General features: G+C 70.1%; 15 protein-coding genes and 2 pseudogenes. 7 read left to right on the plus strand and 10 right to left on the minus strand.

The annotated features are described in order from the left end of the window. Positions 1-29: 29 nt before the first annotated feature. The 4 genes from KCH48_RS06865 to KCH48_RS06880 all read right to left on the minus strand — a co-directional run bounded on the left by KCH48_RS06865 (position 30) and on the right by KCH48_RS06880 (position 4,804). On the minus strand, positions 30-287 hold the full coding sequence (locus tag KCH48_RS06865) for a type B 50S ribosomal protein L31 (RefSeq protein WP_210571231.1): 258 nt from the start codon (positions 285-287) through the stop codon (positions 30-32). A 48-nt stretch (positions 288-335) separates the two neighbouring features. Beyond that, a complete protein-coding gene (locus KCH48_RS06870) occupies positions 336-806 on the minus strand; it encodes a DUF5709 domain-containing protein (RefSeq protein WP_210571232.1) in 471 nt (156 codons plus the stop codon). Between the two features lie 432 nt (positions 807-1,238). Beyond that, the gene (locus KCH48_RS06875; protein WP_210571233.1) at positions 1,239-3,020 is read right to left on the minus strand and encodes an ABC transporter ATP-binding protein; all 1,782 of its coding nucleotides are present in this window, start codon (positions 3,018-3,020) and stop codon (positions 1,239-1,241) included. After that, entirely contained in the window at positions 3,017-4,804 is a 1,788-nt protein-coding gene (locus KCH48_RS06880; RefSeq protein WP_210571234.1) for an ABC transporter ATP-binding protein, read from the minus strand. Before KCH48_RS06880 ends, KCH48_RS06875 begins: the two co-directional genes overlap by 4 nt. A 161-nt stretch (positions 4,805-4,965) precedes the next feature. Between KCH48_RS06880 and KCH48_RS06885 the strand changes: the two genes are divergently transcribed. Next, a complete protein-coding gene (locus KCH48_RS06885) occupies positions 4,966-6,561 on the plus strand; it encodes a peptide-N4-asparagine amidase (protein ID WP_210571235.1) in 1,596 nt (531 codons plus the stop codon). 172 nt (positions 6,562-6,733) lie between these two features. After that, positions 6,734-8,151 (plus strand): annotated as a pseudogene (locus tag KCH48_RS06890) (cation:dicarboxylate symporter family transporter). Between the two features lie 58 nt (positions 8,152-8,209). Here the strand turns inward: KCH48_RS06890 and KCH48_RS06895 are convergent. Then, on the minus strand, positions 8,210-8,653 hold the full coding sequence (locus KCH48_RS06895) for a MarR family winged helix-turn-helix transcriptional regulator (RefSeq protein WP_210571236.1): 444 nt from the start codon (positions 8,651-8,653) through the stop codon (positions 8,210-8,212). Between the two features lie 94 nt (positions 8,654-8,747). Here KCH48_RS06895 and KCH48_RS06900 point away from each other — a divergent pair, with 94 nt between their 5' ends. Together KCH48_RS06900 and mltG are read left to right on the plus strand one after the other, a co-directional pair. After that, positions 8,748-10,550, plus strand: coding sequence for an ABC transporter ATP-binding protein (locus tag KCH48_RS06900; protein WP_210571237.1), 1,803 nt, complete (start codon positions 8,748-8,750; stop codon positions 10,548-10,550). 43 nt (positions 10,551-10,593) lie between these two features. After that, complete coding sequence (mltG, locus tag KCH48_RS06905; RefSeq protein WP_210571238.1) at positions 10,594-11,433, plus strand: endolytic transglycosylase MltG; 840 nt, start codon at positions 10,594-10,596, stop codon at positions 11,431-11,433. A gap of 12 nt (positions 11,434-11,445) precedes the next feature. On the opposite strand, the gene KCH48_RS06910 is transcribed toward mltG, so the two are convergent. From KCH48_RS06910 to KCH48_RS43400, 5 genes are all read right to left on the minus strand, one after another. Beyond that, positions 11,446-12,513, minus strand: a complete 1,068-nt coding sequence (locus KCH48_RS06910) for an NAD(P)-binding domain-containing protein (protein ID WP_210571239.1) — start codon at positions 12,511-12,513, stop codon at positions 11,446-11,448. 73 nt (positions 12,514-12,586) lie between these two features. Further along, a complete protein-coding gene (locus KCH48_RS06915; protein ID WP_210571240.1) occupies positions 12,587-13,612 on the minus strand; it encodes an ABC transporter substrate-binding protein in 1,026 nt (341 codons plus the stop codon). Between the two features lie 28 nt (positions 13,613-13,640). After that, entirely contained in the window at positions 13,641-14,399 is a 759-nt protein-coding gene (locus KCH48_RS06920; RefSeq protein WP_210571241.1) for an ABC transporter ATP-binding protein, read from the minus strand. Then, positions 14,372-15,262, minus strand: coding sequence for an ABC transporter permease (locus KCH48_RS06925; protein WP_210571242.1), 891 nt, complete (start codon positions 15,260-15,262; stop codon positions 14,372-14,374). The genes KCH48_RS06920 and KCH48_RS06925 overlap by 28 nt, the downstream gene beginning before the upstream one ends. A gap of 138 nt (positions 15,263-15,400) precedes the next feature. Further along, on the minus strand, positions 15,401-15,484 hold the full coding sequence (locus KCH48_RS43400) for a putative leader peptide (protein ID WP_349817350.1): 84 nt from the start codon (positions 15,482-15,484) through the stop codon (positions 15,401-15,403). 124 nt (positions 15,485-15,608) lie between these two features. On the opposite strand from KCH48_RS43400, the gene KCH48_RS06930 reads away from it, so the two are divergent. The 3 genes and pseudogenes from KCH48_RS06930 to KCH48_RS43405 all read left to right on the plus strand — a co-directional run. Next, positions 15,609-16,031: a secondary thiamine-phosphate synthase enzyme YjbQ gene (locus tag KCH48_RS06930; RefSeq protein ID WP_210571243.1), complete on the plus strand. Its 423-nt coding sequence runs from the start codon at positions 15,609-15,611 to the stop codon at positions 16,029-16,031. A gap of 63 nt (positions 16,032-16,094) precedes the next feature. Continuing rightward, the gene (locus KCH48_RS06935) at positions 16,095-16,319 is read left to right on the plus strand and encodes an integrase (protein WP_210571244.1); all 225 of its coding nucleotides are present in this window, start codon (positions 16,095-16,097) and stop codon (positions 16,317-16,319) included. A 21-nt stretch (positions 16,320-16,340) separates the two neighbouring features. Continuing rightward, positions 16,341-16,514, plus strand: a pseudogene (locus KCH48_RS43405) (non-reducing end alpha-L-arabinofuranosidase family hydrolase); the annotation flags it as partial. Positions 16,515-16,908: the final 394 nt, after the last annotated feature.

Here is a 16,908-nt window from a genome sequence, read left to right on the forward strand (position 1 = left end):
GTGAGCCCGCCCCCGCCTGCCCCGTGCTGTCAGCCGCTCTGCCCGGTGCCGCCGTACCGCTTCTCGAACTTGGCGACGCGGCCCTCGGTGTCCACGGTCCGCGCCTTGCCGGTGTAGAAGGGGTGGCTCTCGGAGGAGATCTCCACGTCCACGACCGGGTAGGTCTCGCCGTCGTCCCACTCGATGGTCTGCTCGCTCGTGGCGGTGGACCGGGTCAGGAAGGCGTAGCCGGCGGCGCGGTCGCGGAAGACGACCGGGTGGTAGTCGGGGTGCTTGTCCTGCTGCATGGCGGCTCCTTGTACGGCACCGGGATCGTCGGCGCGGGGGACGACGGGTCAGCCGGGCAGGGTGTCCTCGTCGACGATGTGCATCGCGGCCTCCTCGGCCGAGGCCGCGGCGCCGTCGATACCGACGTCCGTGGCGACCATGGCGCTCTCCTCGTCCTCATGCGCTCCTTCGTCGGGGGCCACCAGCCGGCCCGAGCGGACCGCGCCGACCTCGTTGTCCCAGAGTTCCCCGTCGGTGCCCTGGCTGTCTCCGATACCGTCCCCGTCCGGCTCCGTGAGATCCGGCAGCTCCTCGGCGAGCCGTTGGTCCAGCGTCTCGCCGTGCAGGCGCTCGGCGGCCGTCACATCGGAGCGCTCCACCGCCCATGGCCTGTCCGGCGGAGACCAGCCCCGGTCGAGGGGGTCGTCGACACCGTCGTCGACCAGGGTGTCCTGCACGTCCAGCAACCCCGCGTCGTCCTGGACCTCGGATCCGTCGGGCTGGTAGACGTCGTCTCCCCATCCGTCGGCGCTGTTCACGGGTACCTCCAGGTGACGGGGACGGGCCCGTTCCGACCGCGGTCGGAGGCGGGCGGCCGGGGCGCGGGGCGCGGGACGCACTCGACCGGAACCGAGCGGTTTCCGGCCGCACTCCGCGAGCCGGTACTGATGTCCAGCCTTCCACCCCCTTTCGGGACCGCGCAACGGCACGGGAGGGAAGGGAGAGGACTGGGTTCGGCGGGACGGGCCCGTGCGGCCACCCCGCCCGGGCGCGCGACCGGCCCGTACGCAGCACGGGACAGCCCGAGGCCAGTCGTCCAGACCGGCCTACGACCAGACGCACCCACCCTTCGCCGACGTCGCGGGTGGAGCGGATGCCCTCGTGCCGGGCAGGCGGTCACCGGTGCCGTCCCGTCGACGGACGAGGACGGCACCGGCGGTCACGGCTGCCGAACCGGGCAGCTCAGTGGCTCACCCGTGCCAGGACCGCCACAGTGCCGCGTACGCTCCGTCCGCGGCGACCAGCTCGTCGTGGCTGCCCAGCTCGCTGATCCGGCCGTTCTCGACGACGGCGATGACGTCGGCGTCGTGGGCGGTGTGCAGCCGGTGGGCGATGGCGACGACGGTGCGGCCGTCGAGGACACGGGCCAGGGACCGCTCCAGGTGGCGTGCCGCGCGGGGGTCGAGCAGGGAGGTGGCCTCGTCCAGGACGAGCGTGTGCGGGTCGGCCAGCACCAGGCGGGCCAGCGCGATCTGCTGGGCCTGCGCCGGCGTGAGCACCGTCCCGCCCGAGCCGACCTCGGTGTCGAGTCCGTCGTCGAGCGCCCGCGCCCACTCGTCCGCGTCGACCGCGCCCAGCGCGGCCCACAGCTCGGCGTCGGTGGCGTCCGTGCGGGCCAGCAGGAGGTTGTCCCGCAGGGAGCCGACGAAGACATGGTGCTCCTGGTTGACCAGCGCCACATGGGAGCGGACCGCCTCGGCGGGCATCCGGGACAGTTCGGCGCCGCCGAGGGTGATGTGGCCGTCCCGGGGCGCGTAGATGCCGGCCAGCAGCCTGCCCAGCGTGGACTTGCCCGCGCCCGACGGGCCGACCAGCGCCAGCCGGGTGCCGGGGGCGACCTGGAGGGACACCTTGCGCAGGACGTCCACGCCTTCGACGTAGCCGAAGTGGACCCGGTCGGCCCGCACCTCGCGCCCGTCGGGTGACACCTCGGCGTCACCGTCGTCCGGCTCGATCTCCCGGACCCCGACCAGCCGAGCCAGGGACACCTCGGCGACTTGAAGCTCGTCGTACCAGCGCAGCATGAGCCCCACCGGGTCGACGAGCATCTGCGCGATCAGCGCACCCGTGGTCAGCTGGCCGACGTCGATCCAGCCCTGCAGGACGAAGACGCCGCCGAGCATCAGGACCGAGGAGAGCACGGTGACATGGGTGACGTTGATGACCGGGAAGAGCACCGACCGCAGCCACATCGTGTAGCGCTCCCAGGCCGTCCACTCCTTGATGCGCTGGTCCGACAGTTCGATCCGGCGGTCGCCGAGGCGGTGGGCCTCGACGGTATGCCCGGCGTCCACCGTCTCGGCGAGCACGGCGGCCACGGACGCGTACCCCGCGGCCTCCGACCGGTAGGCGGACGGGGCGCGCTTGAAGTACCAGCGGCAGCCGACCACCAGCAGCGGCAGGGCGAGCAGCACCGCGGCGGCGAGCGGCGGCGCGGTCACGACGAGCCCGCCCAGCAGCAGCGCCGCCCACACCACGCTGATCGCCAACTGCGGTACGGCCTCGCGCATCGCGTTGGCCAGCCGGTCGATGTCCGTCGTGATCCGGGAGAGCAGGTCGCCGGTTCCCGCACGTTCCAGAACCCCCGGCGGCAGCCCGACCGACCGCACGAGGAAGTCCTCGCGCAGGTCGGCCAGCATCCGCTCGCCGAGCATCGCGCCGCGCAGCCGCACCTCTCGTACGAACACGGCCTGGAGCACCAGCGCGACCAGGAACAGTGCGACGGTGAGCTCCAGATGGAGGTCGCGCGCCTCCTCCGACACCCGCTCCACGAGCCCGCCCAGCAGATACGGGCCCGCCATCGACGCGAGCACGGCGACCGTGTTGACGCCGATGAGGAGCAGGAAAGCTCGGCGGTGCCGGCGGAAGAGTTCGGCCACATAGGCGCGTACGGTCGTGGTGGCGCCGACGGGCAGGGTGTTCGCCGTCGTCGGTGCCGCCGGGTCGTAGGCCGGTGGCGCCACGCCGATCATGCTGTCTCCTCGATCTCTTCCAGTTCTTCCCATACGTCGTTCAGGGCGGCCTCGTCGTCGGTCTCGCGGGTGACGACGGCCCGGTACCGGTCCTCCTTGACCAGGAGTTCGCGGTGCACGCCGACCGCGGTGACCTCGTCCTCGTGCATCAGCACGACCCGGTCCGCGCGGTCCAGGAGCAGCGGCGAGGAGGTGAACACGACGGTCGTGCGCCCCTGTCGCAACTCCTTCACGCCGGTCGCGATCCGTGCCTCGGTGTGCGAGTCGACGGCGGAGGTCGGTTCGTCGAGGACGAGGACTTCCGGGTCCGTCAGCAGCGACCGGGCCAGCGCGAGCCGCTGCCGCTGGCCGCCGGACAGGGACCGCCCGCGTTCGGTGATCCGGGCGTCCAGCGGGTCCTTGGCGTCGAGCGAACCCTGAAGGAGCGCGGCGAGGACGTCCTCGCACTGCGCCGCCGCCAGTGCCCGCTCGGCGGCCACGTCACCGGACGCGGGCACGTCGAGCAGTTCGCGCAGCGAACCCGACAGCAGCACCGGGTCCTTGTCCTGGACGAGGACGGCCGTTCGCGCCGAGTCGAGCGGCAGCTCGTCCAGCGGCACACCGCCCAGCAGCACCGAGGTGCTCTCCTCCGCGGGGTGCCCGCCCAGTCGTTCCGCCAGCCGTCCCGCCGCGTCCGGGTCGCCGCAGACCACCGCGGTGAACCGGCCGACGGGAGCGAGCAGGCCGGTCGCCGGGTCGTACAGGTCGCCGGACGGCACCTCGGCGGCACGCGAGCCGCCCGTGTCCGTGGCACGCTCCAGCGACAGCACGCGCGCGGCCCGCCGGGCCGACGGACGCGAGAAGGAGTACGCCATCGCGATCTCCTCGAAGTGCCGCAGGGGGTAGGTCAGGACCATGACCGAGCTGTAGACGGTGACCAGTTCGCCCACGGTGATCCGGCCCTGGCGGGCCAGATGCACGCCGTACCAGACCACCGCGATCAGCAGCAGCCCCGGCAGCAGCACCTGGATCGCGGTGATCAGGGACCACATGCGGGCGCTGCGCACGGCCGCGTGGCGTACCTCCTGGGAGGCGCTGCGGTAGCGGTCGAGGAACAGCTCCTCGCCGCCGATGCCGCGCAGGACGCGCAGTCCGGCGACGGTGTCCGAGGCCAGTTCGGTGGCGCGGCCCGCCTTCTCGCGCTGGATGTCCGCCCGTCTGGTCGCGGGGGGCAGCAGCGGCAGCACGGCGATCGCCAGGACGGGCAGGCCGACGGCGACGACCACCCCGAGCGCGGGCTGGTAGACGACCAGGGCGACGCAGACCAGTACGACGGTGACCGCGGCCGCGGTGAACCGGGACACGGCCTCCACGAACCAGCCGATCTTCTCGACGTCACCCGTGGAGACGGCCACGACCTCACCGGCCGCGACGCGTCGGGTCAGTGCCGAGCCCAGTACCGACGCCTTGCGGGCCAGCAGCTGCTGGACACGGGCGGCGGCGGTGATCCAGTTGGTGACCGCGGAGCGGTGCAGGAAGGTGTCGCCGATCGCGTTTCCGGCGCAGGCCAGCGCCAGCAGGCCGCCCGCGAGGGCCAGCCGGGTGCCGGAGCGGTCGACGACTGCCTGGATGGCGAGTCCGACACAGAACGGCAGCGCGGAGACGGACACGAAGTGCAGCAGCCCCCAGGCCAGCGACTTCACCTGCCCACCCAGCTGATTCCGGAAGAGCCACCGCAGGAATCGGGGACCCGAGCGTGCGTCCGGCACCCCGGGGTCGGGGTACGGAAGGTCTTGAATCTGCATGACGTCCCAGTGGCTCGTGTCAGGTCGGAAGGGTGGAGGACGGGGGTGGAGGACAGGGTGGGAGGGTGGCAACAAGCCGTGACAGGTTCGCGTCGCACAGTGTCCGAAGGCAAACGGTTTTTTCTTGCGCGGGGCGCCCGACTCCCCGTAGAACACCGGCCATGAAGAGACGGATCATCATGTCCATGCTCGCAGGAGTCACCCTCCTCGCGAGCACCTTTCTCACGGCGGTTCCCGCCCAATCCGCCGACGCGCCGCCCGAGTTCAGCACCACCGACTGGCACGACCCCATCACCGCCGCCCCACCCGTCCCCAAGCCCTCCGGCACATCCTGCCAAGTCACCCTCGCCGAGGCACAGTTCCGCGACTTCACGCCGTACACCGGCACCTACACACCACCCGACGGCTGCGGCGACCGCTGGAGCAAGGTGGTCCTGCGCATGGACGGCAAGGTCAAGGGGCGGCAGTTCGACCGGCTCGGGTATCTGCACCTCGGCGGTGTCGAGATCTTCCGTACGTCGACACCGCAGCCGTCGCCCGACGGCATCGAGTGGTCCGTCGAGAAGGACGTCACGCGCTACAGCGACACCTTCCGCAGCGCCCAGGACGTCGAGATGCTCATCGGGAACGTGGTGGACGACACGTACACCGGGATCATCGACGTCAAGGTCACGCTCACGTTCTATGCGGGCAAGCCCGCTGCGACGCCGGACCAAGTCCTCACCCTCGCCCCCGACTCGACCCTCACCACCCCGCGCAACAGCGAACGCGTCGTCGCCGAGGTGTACGCCACGGGCTCAGGCGGCGGCTGCGAGGAGTACTGGTACCTGACGGTGCCCGACTCGGCGCCGTACTCCTGCCAGGCCGACGGCGGCCCCTACCGCGAGGTGCAGGTGAAGGTCGACGGCCAACTGGCCGGGATCGCCGCGCCGTTCCCGACGGTGTGGACCGGCGGCTGGTCGAATCCCTTCCTCTGGTACGTCGTTCCGGGCCCGCGCGCCTTCGACATCAAGCCGATCGAATACGACCTGACACCCTTCGCGGGCCTTCTCAACGACGGCCGCCCGCACCGCGTCGAGGTCTCCGTCGTCGGCGTCCCCGAGGGGCAGACCGGCTGGAGCACTCCCGTGAACGTCCTCGTCTGGCAGGACGCGAAGAGCGCGCACGTCAGCGGGAAGCTCACTGTCCACAGGGAGGGCGAGCTCACCAACTCCTCGACGCATACGCCCGGTTCGGAACACCGAGTGGACACTGAGGGCGTACATCGGCTCATCGTCGCCGGATACGTCGACACCTCGCACGGCCGGGTGACGACCACCGTCAGCCGGTCGCTGGCGAACAGCTCCGTGCACCGCTGGACGGAGGGCGAGAGCGTCGACGGTCTCGACGCCCGCTGGACGGACGACGAGTCGGTCACCGTCGATGGACGCGGTCCGGCCCGGACGACGCGCACGGAGCGGACGTACACGATGGACGGCACGACCACGATCGGCGCGGGCGACCGGCTGCGGACGGTGCTGTCACTCGGCGACCGTTCCTCGGTCGTCACCTCCCAGGGTGGTCGGCGCCTCGCGTGGTCGCGGCTCGACGACACCTACGCGGGCGACGCCACGTACACGATCAACGTGCCGCGCGATCAGCGGCACGCGGTCGGCACGACGAGCGAGCGGTACCGGCTGTACGGGTCGGGCGGGTGCTACGACCGGGCGCTGACGACCGTTCAGGGCGTGCTGACGAAGGACCGCAACGGCTGTTGAGGTGGGGCGGTATGTGAGATTCCACAAGGCGGCCGGATTTACATGACCGGTACACAAAGGTTTCCGGAAGGATCAATGACACCCCGAGAGTGATCGGCACGGAAGCCGCTTTCCGTATGGCAGAAGTCCTCCGGGGCTTCTGCCATACCGCCGTCCCCCTCTAGGAGTCCCCGTGCCGCCGCCCGTACCGTCCCTGCCGCGACGCGTCGCACGCATACTGCGTACCTCCCTCTTCGCGCAGGTCGCCTGCGCGCTCGTGCTCGGCATCCTCGTCGGCAAGCTGTGGCCCGACTTCGCCGCGGATCTCCAGCCGCTCGGCGACGGTTTCACCCGGCTCATCAAGACGATCATCTCCCCGCTCGTGTTCTGCGTGGTCGTGGTCGGCATCGCCAAGGCCGGTGACCTGAAGGCGTTCGGCCGGATCGGGCTGAAGGCCCTGATCTGGTTCGAGGTCGCGAGCACGCTCGCCCTGGTCATCGGGCTTCTCGCCGCCAATATCGTGCAGCCCGGCTCGGGGATGAACGTCGACCCGTCCACGCTCGACACTTCAGCGGTCGACGCGAAGACGGGCGGCGGTTCGCTGCCCTCGACGACCGAGTTCATCGTCAACGCGATTCCCACCAGTTTCATCGGCGCCTTCGCCGAGAACGAGCTTCTCCAGGTGCTGATCCTGGCCTGCCTGGTGGGCGCCGCGCTGCTTCACCTCGGCCACACCAAGGTGCCGAAGGTCCTGCCCGCCATCGAGCAGGCCCAGGAGATCATCTTCGCGGTCGTGAGCTTCATCATGCGCCTCGCCCCGATCGCTGTGTTCGGCGCGATGGCCGTCCTCATCGGCCAGTACGGACTGGGCGTCATCGAGACCTACGCCAAGCTGATCGTCCTGTGCTACGCGGCTGCGGCGTTCTTCATCGCGCTCCTCGCCGTCGCGCTCAAGATGGTCACCGGACTCAGTCTCTGGAAGTTCCTGCGCTACATCCGTGAGGAGATGCTCCTCGCGCTCGGCACCGCCTCCACCGAGTCCGTCATGCCGCGTGTGATGCAGAAGCTGCGCAAGGCCGGTGCCGCGACGACGCCGTAGGCCTGGTGCTGCCCACCGGCTACTCCTTCAACCTCGACGGAGCCTCGCTCTACCTGTCCATCGGCACGCTGTTCATCGCGCAGGCCGTGGGCGTGGATCTCAGCCTGAGCCAGCAGATCACCGTGATCCTGGTGCTGATGCTCACCAGCAAGGGCATGGCCGGCATCCCCGGTTCCGCCTTCCTCGCCCTGTCCGCGACCGCCTCCTCGCTGGGCGCCATCCCCGCCGGGGCCGTCGCGCTGCTCCTCGGCGTGGACCGCATCATGGACTCGATGCGCGTCGTCACGAACCTGCTCGGCAACTGCGTCGCCGTGTTCGCCGTGTCCCGGTGGGAGGGCGCGCTGGACATGGAGCGGGCGAAGAAGGTGCTGAGCGGAGAGATCGAGCCCAGGACCGAGGGTGGCGACGGCGACGAGTCCGCCGCTGCCGACGATGCTCCGGGAGCGGATGCGTCCGCCACCGTCGCCGTACCAGCCCAGTTGACCAAGGAGCCCGCGCCCGAGGTCAGTTGACGCATCGCGCCTTCAGACGGCCACCGCTCCTCTCCAGGGGCGGTGGCCGCGGCATGTCTCAGCCGTGGTGCGTCTTGTCCACCAACGTGTCCAGCAGTGTCCCGAGCACCGCACGCTCCACATGGGTCAAGGGCGCCAGAATCTCGTCGGCCGCCGCTCTCCGTGCCCCGTGCAACTCGCCCAGCGCCTTGCGCCCGTCGTCCGTCAACTCGATCCGGATCACCCGACGGTTGCTGGGATCGGGCACCCGCCGCACCTTCCCGCTCGCCTCCAGCCCGTCGACCAGCGAGGTGACGGCCCGCGGGACCACCTCCAGCCGCTCGGCGAGGTCGGCCATGCGGGGCGGCGCCTCGTAGTGCGCGAGGGTGCGCAGCAGCCGGGACTGGGCCGGGGTGACGCCCAGGCCGGACTGCTCGATGTGCCGCTTCTGGATGCGGTGCACACGCCGAGTGAACCGCAGCAGTTGGTCGGCCAGCTGACCGTCGGAATCGGGGGTGGTCATGCGGGAACAATATCAGGATGCCGTTCATTGTGAGTATAGGTAACAATGAGCTAGTCTCCGTCCGTCACCGTCGACTCACCACCCGCAGGAGCCCATGAAACCCGAACACGAACCCGCGTCGATCCCGCCCGCCGAGGCCGAGGAGAAGCCCCGGCAGGCGCGGCGCATCCTGACCCTCTTCCGTCCGTACCGGGGACGCCTCGCCGTAGTCGGCCTCCTGGTCGGCGCCTCGTCCCTCGTCTCCGTCGCCACCCCCTTCTTCCTGAAGGCGATCCTCGACACCGCGATCCCGCAGGGCCGCACCGGCCTGCTCAGCCTGCTCGCGCTCGGCATGATCCTGAGCGCCGTCCTCACCAGCGTCTTCGGCGTCCTGCAGACCCTGATCTCCACGACGGTCGGTCAGCGCGTCATGCACGACCTGCGCACCGCCGTCTACGGCCGGCTGCAACGCATGTCGCTCGCCTTCTTCACGCGCACCCGCACCGGCGAGGTCCAGTCCCGCATCGCCAACGACATCGGCGGCATGCAGGCGACCGTCACCTCCACCGCCACCTCACTGGTCGCCAACTTCACCAGCGTGGTCGCCACGATCGTCGCGATGATCGTCCTCGACTGGCGGCTCACCGTCGTCTCGCTGCTTCTGCTGCCGGTGTTCGTGTGGATCAGCCGCCGCGTCGGCGACGAACGCAGAAAGATCACCACCCAGCGCCAGAAGCAGATGGCCGCGATGGCCGCCACGGTCACCGAGTCGCTCTCGGTCAGTGGCATCCTGCTCGGCCGCACGATGGGCCGCTCCGACTCGCTGACGAAGTCCTTCGGGGACGAGTCCGAGGAACTGGTCGACCTCGAAGTGCGGTCGAGCATGGCCGGGCGCTGGCGGATGTCCGTCATCACGATCGTCATGGCCGCGATGCCCGCCGTCATCTACTGGGCCGCGGGCATGGCCCTCCAACTCGGCGGCCCCGCGGTCTCGATCGGCACGATCGTCGCCTTCGTCTCGCTCCAGCAGGGCCTGTTCCGCCCGGCCGTGAGCCTCCTCGGCACAGGCGTCCAGATCCAGGCCTCGCTAGCCCTGTTCCAGCGCATCTTCGAGTATCTCGACCTGCCCATAGACATCACCGAGCGCGAGGACCCCGTCCACCTGGACCGCGTGCGGGGCGAGGTCCGCTTCGAGGAGGTCGAGTTCCGGTACGACGACAAGAGCGGGCCGATCCTCGACAGCATCGACGTCACCGTCCCGGCCGGCGGCAGCCTCGCCATCGTCGGCCCGACCGGCGCGGGCAAGTCCACGCTCGGCTATCTGGTGCCGCGGCTGTACGACGTCACGGGCGGCCGGGTCACCCTCGACGGCATCGACGTCCGCGACCTCGACTTCGACACCCTCGCCCGCGCGGTCGGCGTCGTCTCCCAGGAGACGTACCTCTTCCACGCCTCGATCGCCGAGAACCTGCGCTTCGCGAAGCCGGACGCCACCGACGAGGAACTCGAGCAGGCGGCGAAGGCGGCGCAGATCCACGACCACATCGCCGCGCTTCCCGATGGGTACGACACCGTCGTCGGCGAACGCGGGCACCGCTTCTCCGGCGGCGAGAAGCAGCGCCTGGCCATCGCCCGCACCATCCTGCGCGACCCGCCCGTGCTCATCCTCGACGAGGCGACCAGCGCCCTGGACACCCGCACCGAACACGCCGTCCAGGACGCGATCGACGCGTTGTCGGCCAACCGCACCACGCTCACCATCGCGCACCGCCTGTCCACCATTCGGGGTGCCGACCAGATCGTGGTCCTGGACGCCGGGCGCGCGGTCGAACGCGGTACGCACGAGGAGCTGTTGGGTCATGAGGGCCGGTACGCGGCGCTGGTCCGCAGGGACGCCCAACTGGAGCCGACAAGCTGAAGATATGCGTAGTCTGTGACGATATGCGGGTTACGGTTTGCGCATGCACTTCAACACTCCGCCACGAAGCACCATGCGACTGACGCGTCGGGGCCGTATCGCCCTCATCGCGACCGGGGCCGTCCTGGCCGGCACCGCCGTGGCGGTGCCGCTGCTCACCCTGGGCGGCGAGGAAGAGACCAAGCCGGTGTCCCTGGTGATCCCGGAGGGCTGGCGCGCGGGCCAGGTCTACGACGCCGTCGACAAGGCCCTCGAGCTGCCGCCGGGCACCACGAAGAAGTCCCTGGGCAAGGCCGACCTGAAGCTGCCGGCCGACGCCGAGGCCAACCCGGAGGGCTATCTCTTCCCGGCGACGTATCCGATCGACGAGAAGGCGACGCCGGAGGCACTGCTGTCGTCGATGGTCGACACGGCCCATCGGCGGTTCAACGGCGTCCCGATCGCCGCGGGCGCGCAGCGCAACGCGATGAACGCCTATCAGGCGGTCACCATCGCCAGCATCGTGCAGGCCGAGGCCTCCACCAAGGCCGAGATGGGCAAGGTGGCCCGGGTCATCCACAACCGGCTCGAACGCGGTATGCCGCTCCAGATGGACTCCACCATCAACTACGCCCTGAACCGCTCCACCGTGCGGACGACCCTCGACGACCTGCGGATCGAGAGCCCCTACAACTCGTACCAGCGCATGGGGCTGCCGCCCACGCCCATCGCCAACCCCGGCGAGCAGGCCCTGCGTGCGGCGGTCACTCCGACGCCGGGTGACTGGCTGTACTTCGTCACGGTCAAGCGGGGCGACACCCGCTTCACGGCCGACTACGCCGAGCACCAGCGCAACGTGGCGGAGTTCAACTCCCTCCAGAAGCGCCCGCAGGCGAAGACGTGACCGGCGTGGACGTCACGCGGCGACCGGCTCCTCGGCGAGCAGCCGCCTGATGTCCCGCACGGCCGCACGGCCCGCCCGGTTGGCGCCGATGGTGCTCGCCGACGGACCGTAGCCGACCAGATGGATCCGCGGATCGGCGACCGCGCGGGTACCGTCGAGCCGGATCCCGCCGCCCGGCTCACGCAGCCTCAGCGGTGTCAGATGGTCGACGGCGGGCCGGAATCCGGTCGCCCACAGGATGACGTCGGCGGGCACGTGCCGCCCGTCGTTCCACGCCACCCCGTCCGGGGTGATCCGGTCGAACATCGGCTGCCGGTCAAGGACCCCGTCCGCGAGCCCCTGCCGAATCGCGTCGTTCAACGGCAGCCCCGTCACGGAGACCACACTCCGCGGCGGCAGTCCCTGCCGCACCCGCTCCTCCACCAGCGCGACCGCCGCGCGACCGGCGTCCTCGTCGAAGGGCCCCTCGCGGAAGACCGGCGGCCGGCGGGTGACCCAGGTCGTGGCCGCCGCGTACGGGGCGATCTCCAGCAGATGCTGGGTACCGGACGCACCTCCACCCACCACGACGACCCGCAGCCCGGCGAACTCCTCCGGCCCCGGATACTGCGCGGTGTGCAACTGCCGCCCCCGGAAGGTCTCCTGACCGCGATAGCGCGGCCAGAACGGCCGGTCCCAGGTTCCCGTCGCATTGATCAGCGCCCGGGTCGACCACACACCGACCGAGGTCTCCACCAGCAGCCGCCCCGCGTCGCCCTCGCGCACGGCATGGACATCGACGGGCCGCCGTACCCGCAGATCGAAGGTGCGCTCGTATCTGTCGAAGTACTCGGTGATCACCTCGGAGGACGGCCGCGCCGGGTCGGCGCCCGTGAGCTCCATGCCGGGCAGCGCGTGCATCCCGTGCACCTTGCCGTACGTCAGCGAAGGCCACCGGAACTGCCAGGCGCCGCCGGGCCCGGGGGAGTGGTCGAGCACCACGAAGTCCCGCTCCGGCTCGAATCCGGTGCGCCGCAGGTGATAGGCGCCAGCCAGACCTGCCTGGCCGGCGCCTATGACGACTACCTCGGTGTTGTTCACGCTTCTACTAACCGCGTGGGGCGCATGGATCTTCCCTCGGAATCACGCCCTCATCAGAAGGCCTTAGGAGTCCTTAGGAGTCCTTGTAGACACGGGGCTTCGCAGTGGACGGCGGCAGGGCGCCGTTGAAGCGGGCGTCGGTGAACTCGGCGAAGTCGACCCGGTGCGGGATCAGCTTCAGATCGGCGAAGGTGTCGGCGATCTCCTGCTCCGAGGCGATGAGAGGTTTGTCCACGGCGACCGCGACCCGGGACGCGTTGGTCCGCTTCACCGAGGCCAGCGCCACCTCGTACGGCAGCCCGGTCTCCTCGGCCCACACCTTCGCCCATGCCTCCGGGTGGTCGTACACCCAGTCGTAGGCCCGGCGGAGCCGGCCGAGGTAGTCCTCGATGGCCGCCGTCTTCTCGCTGTCCTGAAGCGCGGAGGGCGCCGCCACCTGGAACAGCAGACCGTTGGTCACGCCTTCGCCGGTCGTGAGAACCGTCCCCTGCTCGGCCTGGAGCACCTGCGAGGTGTACGGGTCCCAGACCGCCCATGCGTCGACCTTGCCGGACGTGAACGCGGCGAGCGCGTCGGCCGGCTGGAGGTACTTGACCTGCACGTCGCCGAGGGTCAGCCCGGCCGCCTTGAGGGAGGCGACGAGTTGGTAGTGCGCGGAGGACCCCTGCGCGACGGCGACGGACCGGCCCTTCAGGTCCCCGGTGCTCTTCAGCTCCGACCCGTTCGGCACGAGGATGGCGTCGCCTTTGGACGTGCCGTGCCAGGCGGCCACCACCTTGATCTGGGAGCCGGCCCCGGCCGCGAAGACCGGCGGGGTGTTGCCGACGCCGCCGATGTCGACGGCCTTGGCGTTGACGGCTTCGAGGAGCGGCGGGCCGGAGGTGAACGTGGACCATTTGATCTTGTAGTCGAGGTCCTTGAGCTCACCGGCGGCGCGCAGGATGGCTTCGGAACCGCCCTTCTGGTCACCGACGTTGAGGGTGAGCGAGCCCTTGCCGTCGGTGTCGGACCCCGTGCTGGTGGACGAACTCCCGCCGCAGGCCGTGAGCAGCAGGGCAAGGGGGAGGAGCAGCGCGGCGGGGACGAGGCGTCGTCGCATGATGGATCCGTTCTTGGGGTGAGGGTGTTCAGGCGGCTTCGGCGGCGGTGTCGACGCCGAGCCGTTCCAGCAGCCCGGCGCGCAGCTCCGCGAACCGGGGGTCGGTGATGTCACGGGGCCGGTCGAGGTCGATCTCCTGCTCGTACGCGATGACGCCGTCGTCCATCACGAGAACGCGGTCGGCGAGCAGGACCGCCTCCTCGACGTCGTGCGTGACGAGCAGCACCGCGCAGCCACGGCGCTGCCACAACTCGCCCACCAGACGCTGGGCCTTGATGCGGGTGAGCGCGTCCAGCGCCCCGAACGGCTCGTCGAGCAACAGCAGATCGGGCTCACGCACCAACGCCCGTGCGAGGGAGGCGCGTTGGGCCTCGCCGCCGGAGAGCGTCTTGGGCCAGGCGTCCGTACGGTGGTCCAGGCCGACCTCCTTGAGCGCCTGCTCGGCGACGGCACGGCCGGGCTTCCCCGGAAGGCCGAGCAGGACGTTGCGCCACACCCTCTTCCACGGCATGAGCCGCGGCGCCTGGAAGGCGACGGCCTTGCGGCGCGGCACCAGGACGGTGCCCTCGATGTCCCGGTCGAGCCCGGCGAGGATGCGCAGCAAGGTGGACTTGCCGCAGCCACTGCGGCCGAGGAGGGCGACGAATTCCCCTGGCCGGACGTCGAGTCGGAGCCGGTCGATGACGGCCCGCCCGTCGAAGGAGCGGGTCAGTCCTTTTACGTGCACGGCCTGAGGGAACTGAGGGCTCACCTGGGGGTTCACCGGCCGGTGAACGTCGGTCGCCATTGCAGCAGCAGCCTTTCGAGAGAGCGGACGACGAAGTCGGCCAACAGGCCGAGGAAGGCATAGACGACGAGGCAGACCACGATCACGTCGGTCCGCAGGAAGTCCCGCGCCTGCACCATGAGGAACCCGATGCCGGAATCCGCGTTGACCTGCTCGGCGAAGACGAGGGCGAGCCAGGCGATGCCGAGCGAGTAGCGCAGTCCGGTCATCGCGCCGGGCAGCGCACCCGGCAGCACGACATGCCGCACCAGCCCCCACCGCGACAGCCCCAGGGACTCCCCGGCCTCGATCAACTGGGCGTCCACGCCCCGGATCCCGGCGTAGACGTTGAGGTACAGCGGGAAGGTCACGCCGAGCGTGATGATGGCGACTTTGGGAGCTTCGCCGATACCGAACCAGATGATGAACAGCGGGATGAGCCCCACGAAGGGCACCGTCCGCAGCATCTGCACCGGGGCGTCGACGACATCCTCCCCGATCCGGAACAGCCCGGACACCAGGGCGAGTCCGGTGCCGACGACCGTGCCCAGCAGCAGCCCGAACGCGACCCGCTGCAGCGAGGTCCCCATGGCGGACGGCAGCGAACCGTCGGCGATCAGATCACTCCCGACCTGCGCGATACGGCCGGGCGAGGCGAGCACATCGGCGGTCAACACGCCGGAGGCACTGAGCAGTTGCCAGAGCGCCAGCAGCAGGAGGGGGCCGGTGGTACGGCGCAGCCAGCGGGGGACACGGGTGCGGTGGGAGGAGGCGGGGACGAGGGGGACGAGGTCGGGGGAGGCCGCTGGAGCGGAACTGCCTTTCTCGCCCATAGGCGAAATATCGGGTTCGTACGAGCCGGGCGGGGCATGGCTGATGCTCATGGATGCTCCATGGGTTCATCGGGGAGGGAGCGACCGGTGATGAGGCGCGCCCGAGCGCCGCAGTGCCCCGATGCGGATCAGCGCATCAGGCGTGCGGGCAGGAGGGCGCGCAGGCGCGAGGGAGGTGAGAGAAGGGCGTCAGCAGCCGCGGCGACACGCGGCGGAGGCCACCCGCAGCAGGTCGATGTGACCGCGCGTGGTGAGCAGGGCTGAACGCAACATGCGGCCGAAAGTAGCCAGATGACATGCGCGCGGTCAACGCCCGTCTCGCGGTGTGGACCCCTCGTGCCGGACCCGGCCGGTCCGATGACGTGCGCGGCGGGGCGTGTGCGCGAGGATGGGACGCATGTCAGATGCCTTCACCACTCGCGTGCTGAACGTGACCTCCGGTTCCACGGAGCGGGTCGTCGACCTCACCCATGACTGCGAGACCTTCTTGCGGGAGACGGCTGCCGACCGCGACGGCCTGCTGAACGTCTTCGTCCCCCACGCCACCGCCGGCATCGCGATCATCGAGACGGGCGCGGGCAGCGACAACGACCTCCTCGCCGCCCTGCACACCCTCCTGCCCGCCGACGACCGCTGGCAGCACCGCCACGGCAGCCCCGGCCACGGCCGCGACCACGTCCTCCCGGCACTCGTACCACCCCACGCGACGCTGCCGGTGCTGGGCGGGCGGCTGGAGTTGGGGACGTGGCAGTCGGTGTGCCTGGTGGACACCAACATTTCTAATGCCAACCGTCATGTGAGGTTGAGCTTCCTGGGATGAACGAGATCGTCCTGGGGGTGGCCGCCGAAACTCCCTACGCTTCGTGCGGAACAGGAGTTGGCGATGCCACATGCCACCTGGGACGAGACCGAACAACCCTACGACGGATGCGGAAAGTGCCTGCTGGGAGTGCGACGCCTGTCGCGCGTGAAGGCTGCCACGACCTCCCCTGAACGCCAGCGGGAGGACATCCTCACCGCAGCCAAGGCGGTCGGAGGCCACATCATCGGCTGGGCCGACGACTGGGAGGTCTCGGGCGCGACCGACCCCATGACGCGCCCCCAGTAGCGCTGGCACCTTGTTTCCGACTGGGCCCAGGGCGTCAGCCACGGTGACCTGATCCGCAACAACCCCGACCAGACCATGACCATCGATCCCTGCAACCTGCAGTTCCTCTACCAGGGCCTCCTCAAAGACGTCCCGCCGAACACCGGCTACGTGCAACTGCCGTACCGGCCGGGCCTGCTCACCCTGCAGCGCTGACCCGCCTGATCCACGGTGATCGCGATGGGGTGCGGTCCGCCGCCGCGTGGGCGAGCTGTCTACGGCGTGGGTAACTCCACCTGCTGACCGACACTCACCGCCTTGAGGAACCCCAGCCGCGCGTCGGCTGGGGTTCCTCTCGTTCGTGGGACTCTCATCGTGGGTACGGACCGAAGCCCTATGACGCCACCAGGGATCCGCCTGCCGGCCGTGGTGTGCCGAGAATTCCGCAAGCCCATCCCGGGCATCGGTCCGTGTCGCCGTCGTCCTCCTGGACCCGTCGTCTTCCTGCTGCGACTAAGAGCCCATCGCTTCGGCGCCGACGCCCTCCTCGACAATCACCTGCCGATGCTCGACCCGGTCGCCATATGGACCTGGGACTACCATGCAATGG

The sequence above is a fragment of the Streptomyces sp. GESEQ-4 genome (assembly GCF_017948455.1).
Lineage (GTDB): Bacteria > Actinomycetota > Actinomycetes > Streptomycetales > Streptomycetaceae > Streptomyces.

What these genes read in the sequence shown, in the direction of transcription:
- KCH48_RS06865 (WP_210571231.1), bottom strand. Translation starts at nt 287, where the DNA reads ATGCAGCAGGACAAGCACCCCGACTACCACCCGGTCGTCTTCCGCGAC.
- KCH48_RS06875 (WP_210571233.1), bottom strand. Translation starts at nt 3,020, where the DNA reads ATGATCGGCGTGGCGCCACCGGCCTACGACCCGGCGGCACCGACGACG.
- KCH48_RS06880 (WP_210571234.1), bottom strand. Translation starts at nt 4,804, where the DNA reads ATGCAGATTCAAGACCTTCCGTACCCCGACCCCGGGGTGCCGGACGCA.
- KCH48_RS06885 (WP_210571235.1), top strand. Translation starts at nt 4,966, where the DNA reads ATGAAGAGACGGATCATCATGTCCATGCTCGCAGGAGTCACCCTCCTC.
- KCH48_RS06895 (WP_210571236.1), bottom strand. Translation starts at nt 8,653, where the DNA reads ATGACCACCCCCGATTCCGACGGTCAGCTGGCCGACCAACTGCTGCGG.
- KCH48_RS06900 (WP_210571237.1), top strand. Translation starts at nt 8,748, where the DNA reads ATGAAACCCGAACACGAACCCGCGTCGATCCCGCCCGCCGAGGCCGAG.
- mltG (WP_210571238.1), top strand. Translation starts at nt 10,594, where the DNA reads ATGCACTTCAACACTCCGCCACGAAGCACCATGCGACTGACGCGTCGG.
- KCH48_RS06915 (WP_210571240.1), bottom strand. Translation starts at nt 13,612, where the DNA reads ATGCGACGACGCCTCGTCCCCGCCGCGCTGCTCCTCCCCCTTGCCCTG.
- KCH48_RS06920 (WP_210571241.1), bottom strand. Translation starts at nt 14,399, where the DNA reads ATGGCGACCGACGTTCACCGGCCGGTGAACCCCCAGGTGAGCCCTCAG.
- KCH48_RS06925 (WP_210571242.1), bottom strand. Translation starts at nt 15,262, where the DNA reads ATGAGCATCAGCCATGCCCCGCCCGGCTCGTACGAACCCGATATTTCG.
- KCH48_RS43400 (WP_349817350.1), bottom strand. Translation starts at nt 15,484, where the DNA reads ATGTTGCGTTCAGCCCTGCTCACCACGCGCGGTCACATCGACCTGCTG.
- KCH48_RS06930 (WP_210571243.1), top strand. Translation starts at nt 15,609, where the DNA reads ATGTCAGATGCCTTCACCACTCGCGTGCTGAACGTGACCTCCGGTTCC.
- KCH48_RS06935 (WP_210571244.1), top strand. Translation starts at nt 16,095, where the DNA reads ATGCCACATGCCACCTGGGACGAGACCGAACAACCCTACGACGGATGC.